This window comes from Methylophilus sp. OH31 (assembly GCF_000576615.1).
Taxonomy (GTDB): Bacteria; Pseudomonadota; Gammaproteobacteria; order Burkholderiales; family Methylophilaceae; genus Methylophilus.
Genome location: NZ_BAUS01000007.1, coordinates 299370 through 325766, shown reverse-complemented (window position 1 = coordinate 325766; position 26397 = coordinate 299370). Strand labels below are relative to the sequence as shown.

24 protein-coding genes are annotated in these 26397 nt (G+C 52.4%); 9 read left to right on the top strand and 15 right to left on the bottom strand.

The features are described from left to right. Window positions 1-255: 255 nt before the first annotated feature. The 7 genes from OH31_RS10835 to OH31_RS10805 all read left to right on the top strand — a co-directional run bounded on the left by OH31_RS10835 (window position 256) and on the right by OH31_RS10805 (window position 9855). Window positions 256-2682, top strand: coding sequence for a TonB-dependent receptor (locus tag OH31_RS10835; protein WP_024930743.1), 2427 nt, complete (start codon window positions 256-258; stop codon window positions 2680-2682). A gap of 85 nt (window positions 2683-2767) precedes the next feature. Next, window positions 2768-4612, top strand: coding sequence for an ABC transporter ATP-binding protein (locus tag OH31_RS10830; RefSeq protein WP_024930742.1), 1845 nt, complete (start codon window positions 2768-2770; stop codon window positions 4610-4612). Continuing rightward, window positions 4605-6446, top strand: coding sequence for an ABC transporter ATP-binding protein (locus tag OH31_RS10825; RefSeq protein ID WP_024930741.1), 1842 nt, complete (start codon window positions 4605-4607; stop codon window positions 6444-6446). Before OH31_RS10830 ends, OH31_RS10825 begins: the two co-directional genes overlap by 8 nt. A gap of 174 nt (window positions 6447-6620) precedes the next feature. Then, on the top strand, window positions 6621-7649 hold the full coding sequence (locus OH31_RS10820) for an ABC transporter substrate-binding protein (RefSeq protein ID WP_024930740.1): 1029 nt from the start codon (window positions 6621-6623) through the stop codon (window positions 7647-7649). 77 nt (window positions 7650-7726) lie between these two features. Then, window positions 7727-8362, top strand: coding sequence for a trans-aconitate 2-methyltransferase (locus OH31_RS10815; RefSeq protein ID WP_024930739.1), 636 nt, complete (start codon window positions 7727-7729; stop codon window positions 8360-8362). A 68-nt stretch (window positions 8363-8430) separates the two neighbouring features. Next, a complete protein-coding gene (locus OH31_RS10810) occupies window positions 8431-9069 on the top strand; it encodes a peroxiredoxin (RefSeq protein ID WP_019883248.1) in 639 nt (212 codons plus the stop codon). 69 nt (window positions 9070-9138) lie between these two features. Continuing rightward, a complete protein-coding gene (locus OH31_RS10805) occupies window positions 9139-9855 on the top strand; it encodes a S9 family peptidase (RefSeq protein ID WP_024930738.1) in 717 nt (238 codons plus the stop codon). Between the two features lie 24 nt (window positions 9856-9879). Here OH31_RS10805 and OH31_RS10800 read toward each other — a convergent pair whose 3' ends face one another. Continuing rightward, entirely contained in the window at window positions 9880-10605 is a 726-nt protein-coding gene (locus OH31_RS10800) for a siderophore-interacting protein (protein ID WP_024930737.1), read from the bottom strand. 35 nt (window positions 10606-10640) lie between these two features. Between OH31_RS10800 and OH31_RS10795 the strand changes: the two genes are divergently transcribed. Further along, on the top strand, window positions 10641-11114 hold the full coding sequence (locus OH31_RS10795) for a MarR family winged helix-turn-helix transcriptional regulator (protein ID WP_242402262.1): 474 nt from the start codon (window positions 10641-10643) through the stop codon (window positions 11112-11114). Window positions 11115-11200: 86 nt separating this feature from the next. Here the strand turns inward: OH31_RS10795 and OH31_RS10790 are convergent, their stop codons facing one another. From OH31_RS10790 to OH31_RS10725, 14 genes are all read right to left on the bottom strand, one after another. Next, on the bottom strand, window positions 11201-11410 hold the full coding sequence (locus tag OH31_RS10790; protein ID WP_024930735.1) for a dodecin: 210 nt from the start codon (window positions 11408-11410) through the stop codon (window positions 11201-11203). 47 nt (window positions 11411-11457) lie between these two features. After that, window positions 11458-11961: a hypothetical protein gene (locus OH31_RS10785; RefSeq protein ID WP_024930734.1), complete on the bottom strand. Its 504-nt coding sequence runs from the start codon at window positions 11959-11961 to the stop codon at window positions 11458-11460. A 53-nt stretch (window positions 11962-12014) separates the two neighbouring features. Further along, window positions 12015-13109, bottom strand: coding sequence for an ABC transporter substrate-binding protein (locus OH31_RS10780; protein WP_019883256.1), 1095 nt, complete (start codon window positions 13107-13109; stop codon window positions 12015-12017). A 321-nt stretch (window positions 13110-13430) separates the two neighbouring features. Further along, window positions 13431-15290 carry an ABC transporter ATP-binding protein gene (locus OH31_RS10775; RefSeq protein ID WP_036299113.1) on the bottom strand — a complete coding sequence of 620 codons (1860 nt, stop codon included), beginning with the start codon at window positions 15288-15290 and terminating at the stop codon, window positions 13431-13433. Further along, entirely contained in the window at window positions 15277-17145 is a 1869-nt protein-coding gene (locus tag OH31_RS10770; RefSeq protein WP_024930732.1) for an ABC transporter ATP-binding protein, read from the bottom strand. The genes OH31_RS10775 and OH31_RS10770 overlap by 14 nt, the downstream gene beginning before the upstream one ends. Window positions 17146-17258: 113 nt before the next feature. Further along, window positions 17259-18032, bottom strand: coding sequence for an ABC transporter permease (locus OH31_RS10765; protein WP_024930731.1), 774 nt, complete (start codon window positions 18030-18032; stop codon window positions 17259-17261). Window positions 18033-18070: 38 nt separating this feature from the next. Then, window positions 18071-18838, bottom strand: a complete 768-nt coding sequence (locus OH31_RS10760; RefSeq protein WP_024930730.1) for an ABC transporter permease — start codon at window positions 18836-18838, stop codon at window positions 18071-18073. Window positions 18839-18882: 44 nt separating this feature from the next. Further along, window positions 18883-19287 carry a biopolymer transporter ExbD gene (locus OH31_RS10755; RefSeq protein ID WP_019883263.1) on the bottom strand — a complete coding sequence of 135 codons (405 nt, stop codon included), beginning with the start codon at window positions 19285-19287 and terminating at the stop codon, window positions 18883-18885. Further along, on the bottom strand, window positions 19287-20033 hold the full coding sequence (locus tag OH31_RS10750) for a MotA/TolQ/ExbB proton channel family protein (RefSeq protein ID WP_019883264.1): 747 nt from the start codon (window positions 20031-20033) through the stop codon (window positions 19287-19289). Before OH31_RS10750 ends, OH31_RS10755 begins: the two co-directional genes overlap by 1 nt. A 26-nt stretch (window positions 20034-20059) precedes the next feature. Next, the gene (locus tag OH31_RS10745; protein ID WP_024930729.1) at window positions 20060-20899 is read right to left on the bottom strand and encodes an energy transducer TonB; all 840 of its coding nucleotides are present in this window, start codon (window positions 20897-20899) and stop codon (window positions 20060-20062) included. A gap of 17 nt (window positions 20900-20916) precedes the next feature. Next, on the bottom strand, window positions 20917-21792 hold the full coding sequence (locus OH31_RS10740) for an ABC transporter ATP-binding protein (protein WP_024930728.1): 876 nt from the start codon (window positions 21790-21792) through the stop codon (window positions 20917-20919). 235 nt (window positions 21793-22027) lie between these two features. Then, window positions 22028-23098 carry an ABC transporter substrate-binding protein gene (locus tag OH31_RS10735; RefSeq protein ID WP_024930727.1) on the bottom strand — a complete coding sequence of 357 codons (1071 nt, stop codon included), beginning with the start codon at window positions 23096-23098 and terminating at the stop codon, window positions 22028-22030. A gap of 46 nt (window positions 23099-23144) precedes the next feature. Further along, the gene (locus OH31_RS10730; RefSeq protein ID WP_024930726.1) at window positions 23145-24203 is read right to left on the bottom strand and encodes an ABC transporter substrate-binding protein; all 1059 of its coding nucleotides are present in this window, start codon (window positions 24201-24203) and stop codon (window positions 23145-23147) included. Window positions 24204-24219: 16 nt separating this feature from the next. Next, window positions 24220-24942, bottom strand: a complete 723-nt coding sequence (locus OH31_RS10725) for a class II aldolase/adducin family protein (protein WP_019883270.1) — start codon at window positions 24940-24942, stop codon at window positions 24220-24222. A 296-nt stretch (window positions 24943-25238) separates the two neighbouring features. Between OH31_RS10725 and OH31_RS10720 the strand changes: the two genes are divergently transcribed. Next, a complete protein-coding gene (locus OH31_RS10720; RefSeq protein WP_024930725.1) occupies window positions 25239-26372 on the top strand; it encodes a sigma-54-dependent Fis family transcriptional regulator in 1134 nt (377 codons plus the stop codon). Window positions 26373-26397 lie beyond the last annotated feature (25 nt).

Below are 26397 nucleotides of genomic sequence, written 5' to 3'. Positions count from 1 at the left end.
GAATGCCGCCCGGGATGATCTGTTGAGAAAGTCATCCAGATTGCTTACAAGTGTTCATTCAGCAACATTCTGGCTCTTAACTGTTTGCGAAAAATGTTGCTAACAAAACAACTCTCACTACCTCCCGCACCTCTCATAAAAATGTTTTTCACTTAAAAATCATACAGTTAAAAACATAACAAGTGATTGGCACGATTCATGCCCTTGAGCTTTCAACACTTTCTTAAGTGCTTCATCTCAACTCAAGGGAACATTATGAAAAGAACTAGAGACACCATCGGCGCGCAACAGCCGAGCAATCTATGGAAACAACGCACCGTCAAAGCTGCCGTGTTAAGCGCTTTTGCAGGGTCATTGGCACTCAACCCTGCCTGGGCGGCCGAAGAAGAAAAAGTCGTTGAAAGCCAGGAAGCACAAACAGCAGAAACGGCAGACAACAAAAAGTCTGATGAAACCCAGGCACAAGAGTCCTCACTGGGTAGCGTGACCGTCACCGCCAACAGACGTAAGGAAAACGCACAAAAGATCGCCACCCCGATTACTGTGCTTAAAGGCAAAGACCTGCTGGACCAAGGTGTCGGCCGCTCTGCCCAAGAAGTATTCAACTATGTACCTAACGCCACAGCAGTGGGTCAGCAACATGGCCGTCCACGCTGGTGGATTCGCGGGGTCGGCGCAGGCCAGCAACAGCTGGACTTGGCGAGCCCGATTGGTTTTTACCTGGATGAGGTGTATATCAGTAACGCTTCTGCCACAGGTTTTCCGCTATTTGACCTTGAGCGTGTAGAGGTGCTGCGCGGCCCACAAGGGACCAAGTACGGTAAAAACACTACGGGCGGTGCCGTGAATATTATTTCGCAAAAACCTTCACTTAAAGAAGGCAAAAATGATGACTATATCAAAGCAGATTACGGCACATTTAACGATAAAGTGCTACAGGGAGGTTTTAATGTCCCGCTGATTGAAGACCGTCTGGGGGCACGTATTTCGGTCTATCAGGAAGATATTGATGGCCGTTTTAACAATATTTTCAACGGCACCAAAGATGGTGGCCTGCAAGACGGCGCGATTCGTGGCCAATTACTAGGCAAGATTTCCGACGATGCTGAAGCTTTGCTGAATGTACACTACCGTAAGTACAAAACGGACGGCACCATCCTTAACACCAACAGTTATGCCGCCAATGGGGTATTACGTGGTGGCTATGCACCGAGTACCGGTTATAACGATGTGAGTACCAATGCCGACAACTGGAGCAACACCTCGCAAACCGGCGCCAATCTGAACTTCAAATGGAATGTCGGCAAACTGGCCCTCACTTCGATCACGGGGTTCGAAGGCTTTAAAAACGAAGCCCTGACCGATAATGACAACACGCCACTAGAACTTTCCCGTCAACACGTGGACAGTGAAACACGCCAGGTATCCCAAGAGTTCCGCATCACCTCGCCACGCGAAGACCAGTGGAACTGGCTGGCTGGCGTACACCTCTTCAGGGAAAATATTGATAGCGCCACACAGACGGGCAAGCTGCCGGCCTCACAAGTCGCAAACTCCAGTAATACAGGCTCTGGTGCCAGCGTCACCTACAATGACAGCGTACTCAAACACGAGACCACCAGCTTTTCATTATTTGGCAATACGACCTATAACTGGACTGAAGATTTCGCCACGTCTGCAGGGTTGAGCTGGAGTCGCGAGCGCAAGGAATACGATTTAAAACGTAGAGGCTCCACTGGTGTAGGTTCATACAGCAGCCTCGGCCGCTGGTGGGAATCATATACAGGTGCCTTCTCTCCAGCCGGGACGCTGACCTCCGGGACTTTCAGTGTCAACGATTCTGCTACCTGGGATCGCTGGAGTTACGACTTCACCCCTGAGCTCAAGTTATCTCCAACAGACCGCGTTTTCTTTAAGTATGCGCACGGCATCAAGTCTGGCGGCTTTAACACGGCCGCAACCAACCTGGCCGCAGTTAACCAGGTCAAACCTGAGCAACTGGACTCTTACGAGTTAGGCTATAAGTCTGAATGGCTGGCAGGTCGGTTGAACTTTAATGCCACAGCGTTCTACTACGACTATCAAGATGTCCAGGTGAACGTGGTAGGCTTTAACGCATTGGCAGGCGCAACGGTCTCCTACCTGCAAAACGTCAATAAAGCCAAGTCTTACGGCCTGGAACTGGAAGTGCAAGCCTTGCCAACCAATGACTGGTTTGTGAGCGGCAGCCTGGGCTTGTTAAGCACCAAATATGAAGACGCCCAGATCTTGAACAACGGTGGTAACTTTGATGGCAACCGCCTGGTGCGCGCGCCTAACGTCACCGCCAACCTGCTGACCAATTACACATTCCATGTCGATAACGGTGCCAAAGTGGTTGTGGGGGGCGATGCACGTTTCCTGTCCAAACAATACTACTTTGTCACACCTCAGGGAGTTGATAGCAATGGCGTTTACCGCTCTGCACTTGAGCAAGGGGCCTTTACGATTGTGAATGCGCGCATTTCGTATATCACCCCAGGCAATAAGTACACGGTGACAGCCTACGCCAACAATCTGTTTGATAAACACTATCTGCAACACTCGACACCATCATACAGCGCCGGACAAGGCGTGTTTGGTGACAACCTTTACCAGGGTGCGGTCAGAACTGTAGGTGTGTCTTTCGCAGCAGCGTTCTAACGTCTGTAAAAACACCTTTGTCAGCGCCAGGGCACCTTGTGTGTTCTGGCGTTTTTTGATTGGGCCTTAAACAAAGGAGGACTGCTTGAAGTCCTATATCAATACACAAGAAAATGGGCTGCATGCGCCATCGCCGCGCGCACCTTTCTTTCAATTAAAACAACCCTTGCTACGCTGCCTCGCACTCTATGCGTACATGCCGTGGCAATTCAGTTTCACTGCCCTGCTGTTTATCCTGGTCAATGCGGGGATGGCATGGCAACTGTGGCTAGTGGGACAGATTGTGCAATCCATCCATATTGGCGAATTTATTACGCGCAACGCGCAGGGTGTGCTTGATGTGAGCAATGCCCGTCACTGGCTGACACTGCTCATTGGTGTGGCTGTTGGCCGCGCTGTCTTGCAATATATCGGTGGCGTGATGTCACTCATTATTGGCCAGGAGTTGTTATATATTCTGCGCGAACGCATTTTGCACCAGGTACAACGTTTGGACCTGGCCTATCACTGGCAACATGGCATTGGCGAAATTGTGACACGCACCACGCGCGATGCCGACAAGGTGCGTGACGCCCTGATTAACTTCTGGCGACAGGTATTTGAAGCCAGTATCTGGGTGCTGATCTCCGTGGCGGTCCTCAGTGCGTATCACCCACTGATTGGTTTAGGCACACTGCTGCTGGTCGTTGCCGGCATGTGGCTGTTCGTCAAACACACCAACACGCTGGTGATTCTCGACCGCGAAGTCGGCAATGCTTATGACCAGGTAAACCAGGAGCTGAGTGAAGGCGTCAATGGCATCCGTGTGATTAAAGCGTTCGGGTTGGAGTCCGCCCGTACCAAACACTTTGCCAGCCTGGTCGATACTTTTGTCACCCATGCGCATACCGCACTGGCGTTTGCCGCCAAAAGAATTCCTTTACCACAGATTGTGATTGGCTTGAGCCAGGTTTGGATTCTGGCGTTTGGCGCGTATCTGGTCAGTAAAGGTAGCTTGAATATTGGCCAACTGGTGGCGGCCTTGCTCATTGCCAATGCCCTGGTGTTCCGCGTCGAAGGTATCGGCCGCGTGATGCAGGTGTTTGCTGACGCTCGCTCATCGGCCACCCGCATCTGGGAGCTGCTGGATGAAGAACCACATATTCTGCCTGGCCCGCACACACTGGCGACGCAGGCACTGGGTTTCCGTTTAACTAACGTGACGACCCAGGCACCGAATAGTGACCAGGCCATTTTGCATCATTGCAGCCTGGAAGTCAGTCCGGGGGAAACGGTGGCCATCGTCGGTGCAACCGGCGCAGGCAAGAGCTCACTGGCCGGACTACTGCCACGGTTGCTGGATGCCAAGCACGGCAGTGTAGAAGTCGGTTCAGCCTGGGCAGGCTGGCATGATGTCAAAACCTTAAATCTGCAACAGCTACGTAAATCTGTACACGTCGTACCACAGGAAAGCTTCTTGTTTTCTGACACGCTGGCGGCCAACTTACGCCTGGCAAAACCGGATGCGTCCGACGAAGAGCTGTTACAGGCGCTGCATCTCGCCGCCGCCGATGAAGTACTGGAAAAGCTCAGCGATGGCCTGCAGACAAAAATCGGCGACAGAGGCATCACGCTATCGGGTGGTCAACGCCAACGCATCAGCCTGGCACGCGCTTTTTTATCGGCGCCATCGATACTGGTGCTGGATGATTCCACCAGCGCACTGGATGCCATTACCGAACGCAAGGTACTGGATAACATCCGCCACTTGCGCCACAGCAGCGGCAAAAATACCACGGTGCTGATTATCGCCAGCAAGCTTTCAACCATTTTACTGGCAAATCGCGTCGCAATGCTGTCTGAAGGCCGCATCATCGCCGAAGGCACGCATGAGGACCTGATACAAACCCATTTCGCTTACCGCGATTTAGTTGGAGTGCAACATGGCTGAAAAATTAAGACAAGAACGCGCGCTGAATGACATCGAGCTTGAGCAGGCGCTAGCGAAAAAAAGCCTGGACCGTAATATGTTCTGGCGCTTGCTGCCATTATTGAAACAGGTCTCAGGCAAAGTGACGGCGGTTATTTTGCTTGAAGCCTTGCTGGTCGGCGTGATCTTTATCCGCCCCTGGTTTTTACGCGAGGTGATTGATCACGGTTTTATCCAGACCGCACAGGGTATTGCGCTCAATACGCCATTGCTAGTGTGGATGAGCGCAGGCATGGGCCTCAGTTGGATCGTGCGTTTTGGTGTGTCCGGCTTATCGCAATATCTGTCCGGCAGCGCGGCCGTGCATATTCTCAACAGTTTGCGCGTGCAGGTGTTCGCACACCTGCAACAGTTGAGCATGCGCTACTTTGACCAGACCAAGGCCGGACGCATTATCTCGCGTGCTGACCGTGATATTGATGCACTGGAACCGCTACTGATTCAAGGCCCGCCAGAGCTTCTGTCAGCATTGTTACGCTTTGTGGTTGCCAGCGTTGCCTTGTGGGTGATTTCCCCCAAGCTGTTACTCGCCCTGGCCAGCATCGTGCCGGTGCTGTTTGCCGCGACCTGGTTATTTAAACGTATCTCGGAAAAAAACTGGGCCAAAGTGGCCGAGGCCAGGGCGCGCTTTACCGCCCACCTGGTAGAAACCGTGTCTGGCGTACGCATTATCAAACAAACGGTCGTGGAGGAAGATAACGCTACCCGTTACCGCGCGTTATTGCACGACTTTAATACCATCCTAATCAAAGGCAACCTCAGATCGAGCTGGTTTTTACCGCTGACACAAGTACTGAGCACCGTAGGCATGGCCTTTTTACTCGCGACTGGCAGTTTGGGCATTGTCGATCATGAAATGACCGTCGGCCAGATCGCACAGAGCCTGTTTTACGTGCAGTTGTTTCTAGGACCGCTACAAGAACTGAATGATCTGTTTGAACGTTATTCTACGGGCGCCTCTTCAGCACAGCGCATCTTTCTGTTGCTGGATACCGAGCCGGAAATTGTGGACCCGGCAACGCCACAACTGCCGACGGTGCATGGCCATGTTGCTTTTAATCATGTGCATTTCAAATATAACCCGCAGGCCTCTCACTACGTGATTCAGGACCTGAGCCTGGACATCCCGGCCGGCCAAGTGCTGGCGATTGTCGGGCCAACCGGCCATGGCAAAAGCACGATTGTGCAGTTGCTGACCCGTTTTTATGAAGTGAATGCAGGTGAAGTGCTGGTTGATGGCATCAATGTCAAAGATTACGCACAAACCAGCTTGCGACGTAAAGTCGGCCTGGTGTTACAGGATAATGTGTTGTTCAGTGGCACCGTACTGGAGAATTTGCGCCTGGCCGCGCCTGAGGCCAGTGATGCCGAGCTGATATATGCGGTCAAAGAACTGGGTGCCGATGAAATTCTGGAGCGCTTGCCACAAGGCTATGCGACGCAAGTCGGGCCGTTGGGCGCGTTTCTGAGCCACGGTCAGCGGCAGCTGGTGTGTATTGTCAGGGCCTATCTGGCGAACCCGGCCATCCTGGTGCTGGACGAAGCGACCTCCGCCGTCGACCTGCAAACGGAGCGCAAAATCCAGACTGCCTTCAGGCATTTATGCGAAGGTCGTACCGCCATCATCATCGCGCATCGTTTATCGACCATCCGCGATGCGGATGCCATTGCCGTGATTCGTGATGGCCAAGTGGTAGAGAAAGGCTCGCATAGCCAGCTGATTGCACTAGATGGCCATTATTCGGGCTTATACAAAGCCTATCAGGAAGCCTCTGAGGCATCCCTGGCCGCTTGATGCTGTCAAACCAACAGTTAGCCGGGAGCGGATGTTGCACAGGCAACAAAGTGTCCGCTCCCGTGCAATACAAAAACAGCTATCTTTTTGATTATTAATAGAATTACTGGCTGGCACGCTTCCTGCAATTGATTGAGTTCCCAAGTCGTATTCACTCACAATCAGGAGACAAGCATGTCCGCAGATAACAAAATTGACAGCATTTGGTACACCCGCTGCCCGGTGCCAACCCCACTCGGCCTCGCCGCACGTGAAGGCTGGTTTAGCAGCGAATTTGTGCAAGATGGCATCACCATCAATACCCTGCAGGAAACCCAAGACCCGGAGCTGCTGGAGTCACACTACGACCACCGCCTGCCGCACTCTTTCCGCCAGGGCGGCAACGTGCCAGCGATCTGGGCCAAGGCCAGAGGCACAGACACCAAAGTCATCGGCCTCAACTGGGTAGACGAAGCACAATTGATCGTGACGCTGCCAAATTCAGGTATTACAAAAGTTGAACAACTCAAGGGCAAACGTATTGCGCTGCCTGTACATGACATCAGCATTGATCACCAGCGTGCCAGCGCTTTACGCGGCATTGTGGTGAGCCTGGAAGCCGCTGGATTGACACCGAAAGACGTAGCGCTGGTCGATATTCCAGTTGAGAAACAACCGCCAAGCATCAGCTGGGCAGCAGGCACGCGTGCTGCCTATGCCGCGGAGTACAAGGCATTAGAGAGTGGCCTCGTTGATGCCATTTATGTGAAAGGTGCCCGCGGTTATGAAAGCGCCAATGCCCATGGCGTCACCATTATCTATGATGTTCGTCAGCACCCCGATCCTATCGTACGATCAAACAACAGCGCACCGCGTCCAATTACTGTCGACGCAGCGTTGCTGCGCGACCGTCCAGACCTGGTAGTCCGTTTTTTGAGCCGCATTGTAGATGTGGCTGAATGGGCAGCCAAACACGAAGCTGAAACTGTGGCCTATATCGCCAAAGAATCTGGTTCAACTGACGAGTGGGTACGCAAAGCCTACGGTGACGACGTGCATCTGCATCAAGGCACCAACCTGGATGCACAAGCGATCGCCGGGCTGGAGGCCTACAAAAACTTCCTGCTGGAGTGGGGCTTCCTCAAGGGCGACTTTGACGTCAATGCCTGGATCGACCCGGCACCACTGGCAGAAGTGTTCCGCCTGAAGAAAAAAGCCGCTTAATCCACCAGCGCATATCGACAGGTATTGCCGACCGGGAATACCTGTTGTTTCACCCACACCAATAATTGACATGACACATGGTTGCCGAGATTCCCAGCCCGATCGACTTAAAGCAAACGGCAGATGCCGAGGAGTGGGCACGCACGGCATTGATCAAGCGCCCGGCGCGAACTGAATTTATTGCAGCGTTTGCCGACATCGCACGACAACATGCATCACAGAAAAGCATACGTATCCTGGAGCTAGGCTCCGGCCCCGGTTTCCTGGCCGAAAACCTGCTGCGTACATTTCCCCAGTGCCAATATATTGCGCTGGACTTTTCACCAGCCATGCACACGTTAGCCAGGCAACGGCTAGGGGTGTCGCTGGACCCAACAAAAAAACCGATTCAGTTTTTAGAACGAGACTTTCTTGACCCGAATTGGGTGCAAGGCCTAGGCCAGTTTGACCTGATAGTCACCATGCAAGCAGTGCATGAACTACGCCACAAATCACGTACCAGTACCCTGCACACCCAAGTGAGAGGCCTGCTCAATAGTCACGGCCACTACCTGGTTTGTGACCATCATACGGATACAGGCGGCATGCACAACACCGAGCTATACATGTCCATCCTGGAACAACAATCATCTCTGGCAGAAGCTGGCTTTAACCATATAGAACTGATTCTGGAGAAAGCAGGCATGGCACTGCACCGTGCGCACTGTCATTAGGGCTGTGCGTTGATGCCAACACCAGCCCTTACAACCGAACAACCATATCAAGCAAAAGGAGTTTTATCATGACCCTCAGACTAGGTGACATCGCCCCGGACTTTACACAACAATCCAGCCAGGGCCCGATTTCTTTCCACGAATGGCTGGGCGATAGCTGGGCCATCCTGTTTTCACATCCGGCTGACTACACGCCGGTGTGCACCACCGAGCTCGGTGCCACCGCTAAACTGGCGCAGGCATTCAAACAGCGCAATGTCAAAGCCATTGCACTGTCGGTAGACCCAGTAGAGTCACATCATGGCTGGATCAAGGACATCAATGAAACACAATCCACGGATGTGCAGTTCCCCATCATTGCCGATGCCGACCGCAAGGTTTCGACCTTGTATGACCTGATCCACCCCAATGCCAGCACCACGGCCACCGTGCGCTCAGTATTTATCATCGACCCGCACAAAAAAATCCGCCTGACGCTGACTTACCCGGCCAGCACCGGGCGTAATTTTAATGAGCTATTACGCGTCATCGACTCATTGCAACTGACTGAATACCACAGCGTCGCCACCCCGGCCAACTGGGAAGACGGCCAGGATGTCGTGATTTTGCCGTCAATCACCGACCCGGTGGTGCTTGAAACCAAATTCCCCAAAGGCTACAAAACCGTCAAGCCCTACCTGCGCCTGACACCACAACCGAATAAATAAGCGGTGGATACAATGGGCCGGTGTTACCTCCGGTCCGCCCCACCCGCACGTATTGCCGAGAACCTATTCATGACACGATTAACACAATTATTGATGGCCGTTTTATGCTTACTCAGCCTACCAGTGCAAGCAGCCGATGCAGTGAACATCGATACCCCGCGTGGCGCACCAATCAGTGTGGTTGCGAATTTCCCTGAAGGGAAAGGCCCTTTTCACACAGTGATTCTGGGGCCAGGCACCGGCACCATGAAGCAAAAAATCAATGAAGTGGTGGAACGCGAACTGTTAAAGCACAACATTGCCGTGTTTCGTTTCGAGTGGGCATTCTATGTGAAAGACAAAAACGGCAAACCGTCAGATACCGACCGCTCACCAGAGATTGAAGACTTTACGACCGTCGTCGCGCTCGCCAAAGCCGACAAACGCGTGGATCCCAACACCATCATTGTCGGCGGAAAATCCCGTGGAACGGTCATCGCCTGGCAGATTCTGCGCAACGACTCAACGCTTAAAGGCATCTTGCAACTGACACCAGTTTGCAGCAAAGAAGGCTTTACCGCCGACCAACTATACCCAGACATTGCCAACGAGCGCAGACCCTCGCTTTGGATCGCTGGCGATGCAGATTCCGCATGCAACCCGAAAACACTTTACAGCTTTCTCGCGCGCGCCGGAGGCCCTGCCAGGGCAGCGATTGTGATTGGCGATCATGGTCTGACAACAGAGCCGACCAGCCAACTGACAGCACAACTGTCGGCGGATTTTGTAGCGGCCATCGCCAAATAATGAAACTGTCTAATTGCAAATTAACTAGATTTTCTCGTGGAAATTAGTCGTTCCTTTTTTCCAATAAGCAGCCGCTTTCATCAGTTCTGTTGCTTGGCCGCGTTCAATCAGCAACTCCCTCACCTGCAAAGCAAAACCATGCTCTCCTGCGACCCAACTGAAGCCATCGCCATCGGGTAATGGTATGGCACTGACCATATCGATCAACGCCTGGTGAGAATTAGCCCAGCGTATGTCTCTTGTGGACACATGGCCGAAGTCACGGCGGTCACTGTCGTGTTCCACCTGAATCAACGCAATCACCCGGGTATCTGTAGGCAACTCTTCCAAGCGGCGAGCCACCGCAGGCAAACTGGAAGAATCCGCAATCAACAAATGCCAATCAAAGTCCTTGGGAATAATTCTGGAGCCTTTAGGCCCGGCAATGATGGCCTGGTCTCCCGGCTTGGCATTCCTGGCCCAGTCAGAAGCATCACCATGCGCATGTAATGCAAACTCAATGGCCAACTCTTGCGAGGCAGTGTCAAAACTGCGTGGGGTGTAATCGCGCCTGACCGTTTCGCCTTGGCTATTGGTAAAAATGAACTTGATATGGTCATCAAACGACAGGCTGTTGAATTGTGCCAGCAATGGCCCGGTAAAAGTCACCGTGACAAACCCTTCGCTTGTATGATCTACTTTCAACACTTCAACAGGTCTTTGTTGCAATTCAAAGCGGACTCTCTCAAACTGATGCTCTTTGATAAACATTTCCACCACACCTTATTTAGTTGATAATATCAACCATGATGATCAATAAAGTAGACATTGTCAACAATAATCCGGATGATACGCATCAGGTTTTTGAAACCATCCACCGGCTGATGCACATATTCCGCGCGCGCCAGTACCGCCTGATACAAGACAGTGGTGTCGACCTGACCCATATGCAGCATAAAGTATTAGGTTACTTTGCCCGGCATCCAGATGCGACGCTGAGTGATTTGGTAGCGGATTCTGGTAAAGATAAAGCGCAGCTTGCACGGCTGATTACCGAGGTGCGCGCGAAGGGGTTATTGGATGCAAAACCCGACAGCACAGACAAAAGGGTGACGAGGCTGAACCTGACTCAAGCAGGCAAGGATATATTTGAAAGTCTGAAAAAAACCGAAAGAGAACTATCTGATCTGGCAGTGCAAGGTCTCACGCAGGAAGAACGCAAAGTACTGCTCAAGCTTTTAGGCCATATTAAAAACAACTTATCAGACCCAACGTCTTAAACAAGGTCATACACTTTCAAATACCCCACAAAAAACGGCCCGAGGATCAAGCCCGGGCCGTGATCAAGACACTACACTGGGTATTATTATTCTTCGATTCTGAAGCCGACTTTAATCGTGACCTGAAAATGTGCGACTTTGCCATCCGCAATATGCCCGCGCGTTTCCACGACCTCAAACCAGTTAAGGTGATGTAAGGTTTTTGCCGCGCGTTCAATGGCATTCTTAATGGCATCATCACTGCTGACGGGGGAAGACCCGACCAGCTCAACAACTTTATAAATATGCTCTGACATGGTTATATCCTTGATATGGTTGAAGGATGTGTTTGACTGCCAGTTGATTATACTGGCTGCCAGATACGTCCGGGCGCATTCTGGTTAGGATTTCCCTCAATGCGGATCAGCTTGGCCGGGCCATCGCGGCGTGGCGAGTGAATCTCGTTTTCGTTATAGACGCGGACATTACCCGGCTTTAACTCAATCGAATCACGTAATTTCACCGTACCGGGCTTGCCGCCTGGTTCGGCCGGGTCAATCACATCCCAGCCATCCATGGTCGTCACGCCGGCGACCTGGCCATAAATGGCCCAGGAAACACCGTGGTCATGCGGTTGTGTTTTTCTGGCTTCTTTAAACACGTGGCCCAGAATGGCAAAGCCTAAATCGGTATCTTCGTACAGTACGCGACGTTGTGGTTGGGCGTCATCCAGGTATTGCTGTGCGAATGCCTGATCGGATACCACGTCTTGCAGATACACGCGTACACGCTCACGTCCGGCTGGACCTTTGTCTTCCAGCAAAAAGGTGCGCACCTGCTGCGCGACCGAATCAATTGTAAAAGCCATGCTTGCTCCTGAAAAAGAAAAATGGCACGTGCAAGACACGCGCCATCATGGTGTTAAGCAGCCAGTTTGCCGCCCTGTTCGTTAGCCAACAGTTGTTCTAACGCCTGCTGTGCATCGGCCAATGGTCTGGTATCAATCCAGGCATCAAAGTCAAAGTCGCGGTCCAGAATGCCGTAGGTGAGCAGGAAGTTTTTCTGCTGACGGAACAACTCAATGCGCTCTGCAGACAAATCAGGTGCCAGTGACAGGTGGAAGCCATTGCGATAAGCCGCAGCCACCCCTTCTGCCGTGCCGCCAGTTTCACTTTGCAGGATTTCATGCACGCCGGCCAGGTTGGTTTTGGCCCATTCTGCGGCGCGCAAGGTTTGGGTTAAAAAGCGCACCACGTAATCGTAGTGATTTTCTAACAGGTAACGATGGACGGTGATCGGGCGTGGCGTACCGTTATTCACACGGAAACGTTTTTCCGGCAGCGCATCGAGGTCAATCCCCACGACCAAACCTTGGTCACGGGCACCGTCTTGTGCTGCCGCACCTTTAACATACACGGCATCGACTTTACCTTCGAGCAGGGCGTTAAAACTGGACTGCCAGCCGCCATAACGGCGACCAGACGCGGTCACTTCGTTTTGACCGACCTCGACCAGCTGGATGTCATCCAGTGTCAGGCCAACGGAATCCAGTGCGCCTTTATAACCATGCAGGCTGCTATGACGCGTGATGGTCCGGCCACGCTTGTTCTCAATCACATCTTTGGGGTTATACGCAGGCAACCCCAGGCGCTTGCCCTTGAGGTCTTCCGGGCGGCGGATATTGGAATCCGGGCGCACAATAATGGATTGTGATTCTTCGATCCAGGTCAGGCCGATCAAACGGGTTTCGGCACCTTGCGCTTTGGCCGGGATCGCAAACAGGTTACCGCCTTCGCGAATCAATGTTTGCAGACCGTGGTCGTAATGGTGATGCCTGAAATCAGCACTGTCATCATCCTGCAAGGCACGCAGGCGAATATTGTCCGCAGCAAACTCTTCTTGCAGCCAGCCCAGCTTAAACGCAATACCGGAAGCCGTCGGTACACCACCTTGACCATTACCCGCGCAACGCGTAAACCAAAGCGTATTGTCAGGAAGTTGTTGTTGATTACTCATAAATACATTCCTTTAGTGAATTAAATTGTTTTCATGGCGGCTCAAACGTGTTGTACTCGCCATGTCTGTTGGTCCATGTGATTGCCACTGCTAACGTACGCAAGCCACCTCCAGAAGCACGGTTCCCGAGGGATTCACCATCAAACGTTGCGTTTGTTTAACAGTTCATGCAGTCATTTGCACAAAATATGCCAAATGCAAAGAAAATTAAATATCCAATATAATTCAATGACTTGCGAGCAATCAACAACAGCATCCCAAATACGTGTGTACGCTATTAAACAGCCGGGTGATGTAATTTCAACAGTTGATTGCTTCTTATTAAAGCTGCTCGCCTGCCTCATAGGCGTGATACAACTCGGCATATTTACCCTGCTGCTGGATCAGTTGCGCATGCGGACCGAGTTCAGCCAATTCACCGTGATGTATCACGGCAATCAGGTCAGCATCGCGGATGGTGGCCAGGCGGTGTGCAATAATAATGGCGGTGCGGCCTTCACATAAACGCCGCAGCGCATGCTGGATACGGCGTTCGGTTTGTATGTCGACGGCCGACGTGGCTTCATCGAGAATGAGGATAGTGGGGTTGGCCAGATAAGCGCGCAGCAAACACACCAGCTGGCGCTGACCGTGGCTGAGGTGTGAGCCCATGGCACCCACTTCCGTATAGTATCCATGTGGCAGACGGCTAATCAGGTCATCAATGCCTAACTCGGCCGCGGCTTGCGCAAACTCAGTCAAGGTGGCTTCAGGTTTTGCCAGGTGCAGGTTATCAATAATGCTGCCGCTAAACAGCACGTTGTCTTGCAACACTACCCCTACATGCTGACGCAAATTACGCTGGCTCAGCTGGCGGATATCGACCTGATCAATAAGCACTTGCCCTTGCTGTACATCATAAAAACGCGTCAGCAATTGAATTAAGGTACTTTTACCGTGGCCGGTTGGGCCGACAATCGCCAATACCTGCCCGGCCGGAACCGTTAAATCCAGGTTTCGAATAACAGGCTTGGACTGATCTGGCACATAGGAAAAACCGACATTTTTAAAGCTCACCTCGCCTTTAATCGAGGCAAGTGTCTGCGCGTTAGGGGCATCCACAATTTCCGGCCTGGTATCCAGTAATAAAAACACACGCTGGGCCGAAGCCACGCCATTGGTATAACGCTCTACAAGGTCACCAAGCTCCTGTAGCGGCCCCAGAAACATATAGACATAAAACAGGCTGGCCGCAAATTGCCCCAGGGTTAAATGGCCCAGTGAGACTTCCTCACCACCTGCCACTAAAAGCAGCATCAGGCCCAGTATCGTCAGCACGCCGGTGAAGTGTGTGAACCAGCCCGCAGCAATATTGCTGCGCACCAGTGAATGAATAAAGGCATTGACCAGCGCGCGGTAGCGCTGCAAGTTGCTGTCTTCCTGCACGGTTTGTTTGATAATGCGCACGCCTGCCACGGTCTCGACCAGGTGCGCGGTAAAACGGGTACGGTTTTCAGCCACACGCGCAAAATGCTGGCTGGACAGTTTTCGGAATAGCGTGCTGGAAAGGATGAGCAAGGGGATTACCAGCACCAGGTGATAAAACAGCGTCGGCGACACCCACAACAATATGCCAGCGGCCATGACGAACCTGAGCAAAGCAGAAAATATCTCCGGTGGCCCTTGAATCAGCAGTGGTTCCAGGGCATCAATATCCCGATCGACCCTGGAAATGATGCGGCCAGATTTGGTGCGGTCAAAGTAAGCCACGCTTAGTTGCTGTACGTGGCTAAACAGGTCTATGCGCAACTGGTTCAAAATGCGGATAGCCGCCGTGCCGGAAAAATATTGCGACAAGCCAGCCAGCACAAAACGTGCAGCCCACATACCGGCAAGGCCAAGCATGGCGACATTAATCACGTGCCAGTTCAAGCCAACCACGGCGCCACGGTCAGCCGCAGCCTGTGACTCATACAGCAAACCAAAATCAATGGCCTGCTGAATAAAATAAGGACGCAAGAACACAAAGCAAACCAGGGCCAGTTCGAGCAGCATGGCACTCACAATATACTTGCGCACGGGTTTCAACAGTGGCAGCAGCCGCCAGAACATATTGCGGTTCAGTTGCTGCTTGGCCAGGGTTTCTTCGAGCTCGATATCAGACAGGGCCTTAATATTCGGGTTACGTTCAGCGGCCATCATCCAACCCCATCAGTGCACGATAACGCGCATTATTTTTCACCAGCGCCTGATGTGTATCAGCGGCGATAATGCTGCCACCTGCCAGGAATAGCACCTTATCTGCCAGCAAAATGGTAGATAACTTGCTGGCAATCACCAGTACGGTCGTCGCACGCCCTTGTGTTTTCAGGGCGCGGATATTGTTTAATACATTGCGCTCAGTCACCGCATCCAGCGCACTGGTGGCGTCATCCAGCACCAGGATACGCGGCTGCCCGAGCAAGGCGCGCGCCAGACAGACACGTTGCCGCTGACCACCAGACAAAGTCACGCCACGGTCACCAATGCGGGTTTCCAGGCCGTCACTCAGACTCACCAGCAGCTCTGATGCACTCGCCATTTGCAGCGCCCATTCCAGGTCGTCGTCAGTGGCTTCAGGTGCCGCCAGCCGCATATTGGCCGCCAGCGTATCCGAGAACAAAAAAGCCTCCTGCGGTACGGTATGTACCTGTTTGCGCAATTCGGCCAGTTGCAGGTCTTTGACGTCCAGCCATTGGCCATCACTTCCCGCAATGTCGACCCGGCCATGGCTGACTTCTGCCAGTCTGGGCACCAGGCCTGCCAGCGTACTTTTTCCCGATCCGGTGGTACCCACCAGCGCCACAATTTCACCGGCTTCGATATCAAATGTGCAATCACTGAGTACCGGATTACCGCCTTCTGGCGGTAACACCGATACCTGTTCAAAGCGTAGTGATAATGGCCCGGCCGGTAAGGCCTGCGTGCCAGATGTGATCTCTGGCTCGGCATCCAGCAGGTCCCAGATGCGGGCGGCCGAAGAGCGTGCATCGGCGAACACCTGCATGACCCTCCCCACGCCCTCTACTCTAAACACCAGGGTATTCACCATGAGTAAAGCAGCGATCAACTGACCAAGATTGAGCGCGTGCGTATAAACCAGGTGGCAGCCAAACCCCAGCACCCAGACTTGCCCTAGCGCGACCACAAATTGCGGCAAGGGAATACGTGAGGTATAAAACGACAGTGCGGCAAACGCCTGTGTCATAAAGCCCTGCACCTGTTGCTCAAAACGTTTGATACGGCTGGCTTCCAGCGCAAAAGCTTTAATCACGCGTACGCCATTGACGCCTTCGGTCAGGTCCTGGTTCACGGCATCGTAGGCTTCGCCCACTGCCCGATCGAGTTTAACCAGGTGTTCGGTTTGCAACAGCAAAATACCAAACCCAATCAGGCACAACAGCAGCGGCACCAGGCCCAGCCAGAAGTCATACCAGAATAAAAATCCCATGGCGGCGCTGACCACCAATGCCGTATCTACCACCTGGCGCCAGAAGCTGATCAACGCATCTCGCAACTTGTCAGAGTCGCGCGTGGTGCGCGTCACCAGTTCGCCTGCGCCATGTTGCCAGTGATAGCTTTGATCCAGTCGCTGTACCTGAATCAAAATGCGCTCACGCAAATGTCCAATCAGGTTCTGCTGGATAATCAATGATAACCAGCCGACAAAATACAAGATCGCGGCACGTGCCAGCGCAATGCCGACAATGATCAGTAACCATTGCCAGGCCACCTCGCTATTCAAAGCGCCAGTAACCGTGCGCACAATGGCTTTGCCATGCTGCACCTCATCAATGGCTCGCGCAATCAGGCCTTGCTGCAATGCCAGCAGCACATTGGCCGCCGCAAACAACCCGGTACAGAGCCAGAACCGGACTGGGGTTCGGCTATACAGCAGCAGACAGCGGATCAGCGGGTAATGATGGAGGTTAAAAGCAAAAAATGCAGGCCATGGTTGCTGGCCTGACTGCGGTAATACAGGTTTGTTTTCAAGAGAATGTTCAGTCAAAGGATTCAACTTCTATCTAAATCTTGATCTTGGCGCACAGCATCGCGTTGCGATGTTTGCGCCAAGATCTATATATTGAGTGCGGCGATAGTTTTGGTGATGGTTGGCGGTTGCGGACGGCGCTAGCCGACCTGGCGCCATTTGAACAGGTGATTACTCGCCAGCTTAATCAGCAGAGACATCCCATAACCGAGTACGCCAATCACAAAAGTCACAATAATCAGGACATCCATCCGGGAAGCTTCCTGTGCGTTCATCATTAAATTGCCCAGTCCGGCACCAGCGGTAAACAATAACTCGCTACCGATGGTGGACAGCCACGCAAACGCCAGTGCTAATGAAAAGCCGGTAAACACCTGCGGCAAGGCAGCTGGCAAAGTGATGCGGCGATAGATCTGCCAGCGGCTCAAGCGATATACCTGCCCGACCTCATTAAAGCGGCGGTCAACCTGCAACATGCCTTCAAAGGTTGAGAGCACCACCGGGTAAAACGCCGATAGGCTGACAACAATCAACTTTGAGGTATCGCCATTACCAAACCACAATGCGAATAATGGCACCAGGCCCAGCAAAGGCACTTGGCGGATCGCATGGTAAATCGGCGTAATCAGGATGTTGGCTGTCCGCGACACTGCCACCAGTGAGCCGACCAGGAAACCGGCACTGGCGCCCAGTAACAGGCCAGTAAGTGCACGCTGTACACTGGCCTGCACATTCACCAGCAACTCGCCACTGCGGCTGAGCTCGACCACACCGGCCCAAATCTGGCCCAATGAAGCAAAGGCATAAGCATGATTGGCATCCAGGCGCGACATCGCATCCCAGGCCAGAATGACCACTATCGGCAATACCCAGCCACGCCAGTCGGGAATCCATTTATAAAAAGAATTTTGCATGCGGATGTCTATCTACTTATTTGCTGTTGATGAATGACTTATGCTTTGACCGCGGGTTGCCAGGGAATCAGGCGAATCTCGACCCACTTAAAGAGTTTGTCTATGCTAAAGCCGACCAGGCCAGTGATGACGACGCCGACCATGACAACATCAAGACGAAACATTTCGCGCCCTAATTGCATCATTTGGCCGATACCGCTATCCGCTGCGAGTAGCTCCGCCGCCACCAGGATGGTCCAGGAGCGTGAAAAAGCGATCCTGAGCCCGGTGAATACAGGCGGTGTAATGGCCGGAATAATCAGTTTGCGATACAGCGTGGTTTGGGGCAGGTGATAAATGCGCGCCACTTCAAAATAGTTTTTGGATACTCCTTTGGTCGCATCATAGGCTGCCAATGCAACGGTCAAAAAAGCGGCCTTGGTCACAATAATGACCTTGAAAATCTCATCCACCCCCAGCAACAGGATCAGGATGGGAATCAAGGCGATCGTAGGCACCTGACGCAAGCCTTGAAACAAGGGCAGCGCAAACGCCTCTACCCGCGGTGAAATCGCCATCCAGATACCGAACAGCACGCCGGTGAGTGCACCGAGGCCAAAGCCGGTAAGCAGACGGAAGAAGCTGGCTTTGAGGTGCAAGGCCAGTTCGCCGTTAGCCGTGAGCTCTTCCAGCGTGGCCACCACCGCACCGGGCGAAACCAGTACATCGTCAGCGTACCAGCCCGCCGCAGCCACCCACCACCATACAAGCAGCAGCAGGATGGGCGAAATCAGGAAAGGGAAAAATTGTTTCCAATCACGTGTCATCAACTTGCTACCTCATCCAGTTTCACTCTAGTCACCTTGTTTCACTATTCGCCTTGCGTCAATACGGCCACGCGCGTGATACCGGCACGCTCAATTGCCGCCATCACCTTGGCGACTTTGCCGTAATTCACGGCCTCATCAGAACTCAAATGCAAGGTCACATCCGGGTTGTTATCATGCAATTTTTTCAGTTCAGGCTCTATCGTTTCCAGCGGATACTCCTGGCGATCGATAAACAGCTTGCCAGCAGCATCTACCGATACCGTCACTGGCTTTTTCTGCTCAGGCGCTTTGGTGGCAGCCGTTTTCGGCAGGTTGACCTGAATGGCGTTGTTCATTAAAGGCGCGGTCACAATAAAAGCCACCAGCAATACCAGCATGACATCGACCAATGGTGTGACGTTGATTTCACTCAATACGTCATCATCAGCATTTGTGGAAATAGCCATTATGCAGTTGCTCCTTTAAGGTTACGCACCACCGCAGAAGCCGCTGAAGAGGATGCAACAAACTCACCGGCCTTGGAGCCATCTGCCTTTTTAAAGGTGACGCGACGCGATACTTTGATTAAATCTTCAGCAAAGTCATCCAGGTTGGTGCTGCTGGTTTTTAAGCGACGCAGGAAAAAGTTATAAGCCAGCACCGCAGGCACAGCCACGGCAATACCAATGGCTGTCGCCACCAGGGCTTCACCAATCGGGCCTGCGACCACTTCCAGGCTGGCGGTGCCCAGCTTGCTGATGTCGGTCAACGCGTGCATGATGCCCCAGACCGTACCCAGCAAACCAACAAACGGTGCGGTACTACCGATACTGGCCAATACAACCAGGCCTGCTTCACGTAATACGCGCTCTTTTTGAATCTGCTGGCGCAGTGCGCGCTCAAGTACTTCCTGGCGGTCACCGCTATGACGCAGATCATCGGCAGACTCCACATCCAGGTCTTTCAGGGTTTCAAACCCCACTTGGGCGACACGGTAGGCCGGGCCGTTATGGCCTTCCAGCGTGGCGGCTTCTTGCAGGCTTTTTGCACCCCAGAAGGCGGCCCTGAATTTAACGTTTTGCTTGCGGATCAGCCACACCTGGAAAGACTTGGCCAGGATAATGGTCCAGGTGACGCCAGAGGCCACCAGCAAGGTAATCAATACACCAAGCACCACTGGGGATGCGCTTTGATAGGTTTCTAAACTAAACATAATATTTCCTTTTCAAATTAAAAAAATTACTGCAGCTTGAACTCAACTGGGAATGTTGCCCAACCTTCGACCGGGGTATTCCCTCGTTTTGCCGGGGTAAATGCCCAGCGCTTCGCTGCAGCAACCGCAGCATCATCCAGTACACCGTGTCCACTGGACTTCTTAACCTTCACATCGGCAGGCTTGCCGTTAGGCAACACTTTCACCCGTAATACCACCGTACCTTCCCAGCCCTGGTCCGCAGCAAAATCGGGATATTCAGGATCAGGGTTATTCAAATGACCAACACCACCTTTAGCTTCTACCAGTGGCTCTTCTTTCACCACCACCGGCGGAGGTGGCGCTGGTTCTGGCGCCGGGTCAGCGACTACCGGGCCGCTGGTTTTTGTCGCGGTGGTGTTTTCCTGTACCACGATGTCGTTCGGCGCAATATGCTGGTCAGCGGGGGCGGTCCTTAATGCCGTTGGCTTGGCGGCCTGTGGCGGTGGGTCAGCGCGCTTGACCTGCGGTGGTGGTGGCGGAGGTGGTTTTGGCGGCTCAATGACTGGTGGCGGAATCACCTCCGGCTTCACAAACTCCACAATCACTTCGTTTTTCTTTGGCTTAACGATGCTGGGTTGATGCAAGGCATTAATAAACCCAGTCACACCCAGAATATGGGCCAGAATGACCACACCGATCAGCGCCAGCAATTTATTACGCGGAATAATCTGCTCTACGCGATTAAACTTGCTGACCAGACGCTCGGATAACTTGCCAAAATCTTCGCCAGTGGCGACCAGGTTCTTTCTGGATTTGCTTTTATCTGTGAGTGAATCCCAAATCGTAGAATGCTCAGCGGGCGTTTTCAGTGCCGTTGTTGACATACAAACTCCTAATAAATCTAACTAATCTCGATGAAGTCGCTTAACACATCATCTTTAATGCGCTGAAACTCCGGTGAAGTACGATGGCGCGGTCTGGGTAAATCCACAGCCACCACGCGTTTGATACGCCCTGGATTGGCTTCCATGACCACCACGCGATCTCCCAGGAACACTGCTTCTTCGACGTCATGCGTGACCAGGATGGAAGTGGTACCTTCGGTTTCCCAAAGACGTTGCAATTCTTGCTGCATCTTGAGGCGAGTCAATGCATCCAGTGCGCCAAACGGTTCATCCAGTAATAACAATCTTGGTTTTAGCACCAAGGCCCTGGCAATCGCGACACGCTGCGACATGCCGCCTGAAATCTGGTGTGGGAACGCCTGGGCAAATCCAGACAGGCCAACCAGCTCAATCTGGTGTTTCACGCGCGCATCCACCTCCTGCTGTGTCAGGCCAGAAGATTCCAGCGCCAACGCCACATTCTGCTCAACGGTCAGCCACGGGAACAAACGATGCTCCTGAAACACCAGGCCCCGGTCCAGCGAGGTCCCTGAGACTTTGTCACCCAGCCAGACAATGCTGCCGTCGTAAGCGCTATCCAGTCCTGCAATCAGCCTGAGTAAGGTCGACTTGCCGCAGCCACTACTACCGACAATGGAAATAAATTCACCTTTGGTCACGGCCAGTGAAAAATCTGACAGCACGGTCAACGCTTTGCCGTTGAGCTGGAAAGTCTTGGAAACGCCCTCTACCGCCAGCACGGCCGCCGAGCTCGCCAGTGACAGATGTTGCGAACCACGCAGGCCTGACGTTCTCACCGACGCATTGTCTTCGCCGAGGCTATCTACGTGCGCTTCATTGATCACACTTAAAGCGGTTTTAGGGCGACTCATGTTTCTTCCTGTGCAAAATAACTAGAGTGCTATACGCAATCCCTGTGCCAAGTTAAAAATTAATATTTATTACTTAATAATCATAAGGTTATATACATTCCAGCGAATACCCTGTGTTGGGCAATGTTGTATATCCATCATCTGACGGCGGGCATGTGCTGGTATAGCAACAGACATAAAAAAACAGATGGCGGGAGACCATCTGTTGGAAGGGATTGCCGGGAAGCAATAAAGGTTATTGTTGTGATGCAATCCGGGATGGCGCCCAGAAGGTTTCCAGGTTCAACTCCTTTAAAGCTTTGTCGACAAAGCTTGAGTTAAGCAGTTGCTGAATATCAATATCGTTTCGAATCAGGCCAGACTCACGCGCATAAGAGGCTGCACGTTTGTAATGATCCACCAGCGCTTGGTCATAAAGCGGTGACCAGCGGTCACGCCAGCTCACGCTATCATCTTCATAGTCGCGCCTGACCACACTCTCAGGCTGTACCAGGCTAGCATAGTCCTTAAGGTAGGTTTCCTTGTGCGCTTCTTGCGCTGCCCAATGGTTGGCTTTAATAAATGAGGTGACGATGGCTTGAGTGAGTTCCGGATGCTCTTTGACAAAGTCATTGCGCGCCCACAAGCCGCCCATCAGTTTCCAGTCCGGTGGGGCATTTTTGGTCGACCAGATGATTTTACCCACGCCTTTATCCACCAGGTTATAGGCATCACTTAAAGAGAAGAACGCATCTACCGAGCCACTGGCCAATGCCGCAGCACCGACTTGCGGATTCACGTTCACAATCTTGAAGTCGGTCAGCTTGAAGCCGTTTTTCTGCACCAGGTTGGCAAATGGAATCTCCCACGGACGGCCCCGATGCAAGGCAATGCGCTTGCCTTTGAGGTCAGCAATATTTTTTGCTGTTGAATTGGCGGGCACCACCAGATAAGAGTTACCGCTACGTCCCCACGGCGCGACTAATTGCACGCGTGGCTTGGAGCCGTTCAAAATAATCGGTGGTAAATCGCCATAGGCCGCGAAGTCTATGCTCTTGTTGGCAAAGGCTTCGTTGACGATGGGGCCGACCATCGCCGTGGCAGCAGGCACCCACTCCAGCTTGACGCCGCGCTTAGCCAAGGTTTCATCCAAACCGGTTTCACTGGCCAGCTCGGTGCTACCCAGATAGTGCGTCTTGCCATTGAGGTTATAAGCCACGGTGGCAATTCTCACCACTTTCGGGTCGGTTTCAGCACTGTGGGCGCCTGACATAGTGAATGCAGTCACCGCCAATGCCGAAAATACATAGTTTAAAAATCTGCTCACACTTACTCCTTATTTACGCTTAAGCCGCGAGGCTTACTTACTTGCTTCAGGCAACCGCCGCATATTGATGCAACTGCTGTTCTGCATCACGCAACGGCCTGAAATCGATCCACGCATCCAGGTCAAAATCCTTGTCCAACAGGCCATGCACCAGCATGAAGTTCTTTTGCTGGCGAAACAGCTCTACGCGCTCAGGGGACAAATCAGGCGCCAGTTGCAAATGGAAGTTCTCACCATAAGCCGTCGTCACGCCGTCTTCGCCCGAGCGGGTTTCGGACTCCAGAATTTCGCGCACACCCTTGAGGTTGCTTTTGGCCCAATCTGCCGCACGCAACGTTTGATAGAGGAAACGCACCACCAGGTCATAATGGTTGTCCAACAATGACTGATGTACCGTGATCGGACGCGGTGTGCCGTTATTGACGCGGCTGGACAACTCAGGATAGCTATCGAGATCGATACCCACCACAGCCCCCACACGCTTAGCGGCATCCACCGCAGATGCGCCTTTTACATATACCGCATCGACCTTGCCTTCGATAAGTGCATCAAGGCCAGACCACAACTCACCTAGACCATTGGGGTTATCACGGCCATTACGATTACCACGACCAGAAGGCACCTCGACCAAAGCCACATCATCCAGCGTCAAACCAGCGATATTCAAAGCGCCTTTATAACCATGCAGGCTCATGCCACGAGCAATACTGCTGCCGCGTACATGGCTGGCAATCGGATGCTCGATAAACGCCGGCAAGGCCAGGCGCAAGCCCTTCAATTGCTCAGGCGTGGTAATGCCACTATCCGGCCGCACCAGGATCGCTTGCCATTCATCAATCCAGGTCAAGCCAATCAGCTTGGTCGGCGCACCTTGTGCCTTGGCGGCCAGCGCCAGCAAGTTGCCACCCTCACGAATCAACGAAGGTAACTCATGATCGTAATGATGCTTGGATAACTCTTTGGGCGCTTCTTGCAACGTGGCAATGTTAATGTTGTCACGCGCAAACTCTTCATTAAGCCAGCCTAATTTATAGGCCAGGCCAGTAGCAGTCGGCACCGGGCAACGGGTAAACCAGATTTGATCGATATGTTGTGCTGTGCTCACTTGGTAGCTCCTGTGATTACAAGTCGGAAGGACGCAACAAGCCTTCTTCTTTGGCCTGGTCGTAAAGCTTGGACATTTTCCATTGTTGCTTCAACACGCCTGGGCCATACTCACGGGAGCCACCCAGGGCCTCTGCCAGGGTTTGCAACTTGGCGCCTTCCTCCAGCAACAGAATAAACTCTGCCAGTTTGCGCAGACCTTGCTTACCCCATACCGTGGCACCACCATTGGCTTCAAGAATCGCCGTGTGATGTGGATTAATCGCAATCTGGTCGAGGATAAAATCAACTTCCTGCTGGCGGCGGTCAATATAAATCGGCAACTCTTTAATCAGGTTGAAGCGCTGCACCGGCACATAACGGATAGGCAATGTGCGGTGTGTTTGTGCCCAGGCACCCAGGTAGGTGGAATGTATATGCGAAATCGTGGTGACTTCCGGGCGCACCTGGAACAATTTGGTATAACGACCAGCGCCTGCGCCACTGCCTTTGCCGGCATAGACCGTGCCATCAAAGCCCACCACGGTTGCTTCAATCGGCTTGCCTTTGTTAAACGGGCCCGGGTCATTCACGATGATCAATTTATCCTGGCCTGGCACGCGATGCACAAAGCCCACGGTACCATTGGCAGTGATGCTATCCGTCTCGCGAAAGACCTCAAAAGCCAGTTTGGCTTCCGCCACAGTTTCGTTTACGTAATGATCCAGATCCAGTTCAGTATTAACAGTCACGACAGTCATTGTCAGTCCTTTCAAAATTCATGCGAAAACAACACGAACTACTTGGCAAAGACTGTGCCACTTGCAACAGGTAAAATTTACCTATAATAATTAGACACTTAGAAAAAACACCGATGCCAAGCACCTGTTGCCCCGGCAACAAGTGTTGCGATTAACACAGCAAAATGTTGAATTCCCGCCCATGATCTGGCTTATCTTTAATATAACCAATGTGAATATTGTTATAATTTATAGAACTTTGACTTATTAATGATCAATGTAATATAGTGACTCGCCTGTTAAATAAGGAGTCAATGATGAGCGCACAACGATGGGATATCCGTGATTCGTACACCGAACGTACTGACCATGTGATCACACACCCCAATCCGTCTGCCGTCAGCTTGTCCGTACGGGCAAGTGCACTGGTATTCAGCGATCCCAAATCGCAAAATCTGCTGTCTTTGATCGAAAGAATTGCTTCCAGCAATGCGACCGCGCTGATCATTGGCGAAACAGGGACGGGTAAAGAACTCATTGCCCGCCATATCCACTCATTGAGCAACCGCAGAAACGGCCCGTTCCAGGCCATTAATTGCGGCGCTTTCTCAGAAACCCTGGTTGAAAGCGAGTTGTTTGGCTATGAAAAAGGCGCGTTTACCGGCGCCAACACCTCCAAAGTTGGCTGGTTTGAAACCGCCAATGGCGGCACACTGTTCCTGGATGAAATCGGCGACTTGCCACAGTCGACACAGGTCAAATTATTGCGTGTGCTGCAAGAGCGTGAAGTCGTGCGCGTAGGCTCAAGAAAGCCGATCCCGATTGATGTGCGCCTGATTGCGGCGACCAATGTGAACCTGGAAGAAGCCGTCAAAGCGGGACGTTTCCGCGAAGACTTGTATTACCGAATTAAGGTGGTGCCGATTGAATTACTGCCATTGCGCGAACGTCGTGGCGATATCCTGCCGCTGGTTGAGCATTTTCTGGCCGTATATCGCAATAAGCTGAACACTTCGGACCACAAACTGGCCCCCGAAACCACTTCGCTACTGATGGAATATCCGTGGCCGGGCAATATTCGTGAACTGGAAAACGTCATTCACCGTGCGGTACTGGTGAGTACCTCCGATACGCTTTATCCAAAAGACCTGAATTTACCCAAAATCAGCTTTAACCGGCCAGAGTTTACGTCTGATGAAGACAGCGGCATCACGGCACCGCTGCCAAGCAGGGTCAGCTATGAGCGCCAAAGTGCGCTCTATAAATTGGAAAATATTCTCGAAGAGCTGTTTGAACAAGCCCCGGAAAATTTATATGAGCTGATCAATGGCACCACGGTCAGCAAGGCTTATGAGCACAGTAAAAACAATCAGGTGCATACCGCCAAACTGCTGGGCATCAGCCGCAATATCTTGCGCGCCAGGTTAAAAGAACTCAACCTGATCGCATAAAAAAGAGGGGAATATATCCCCTCTT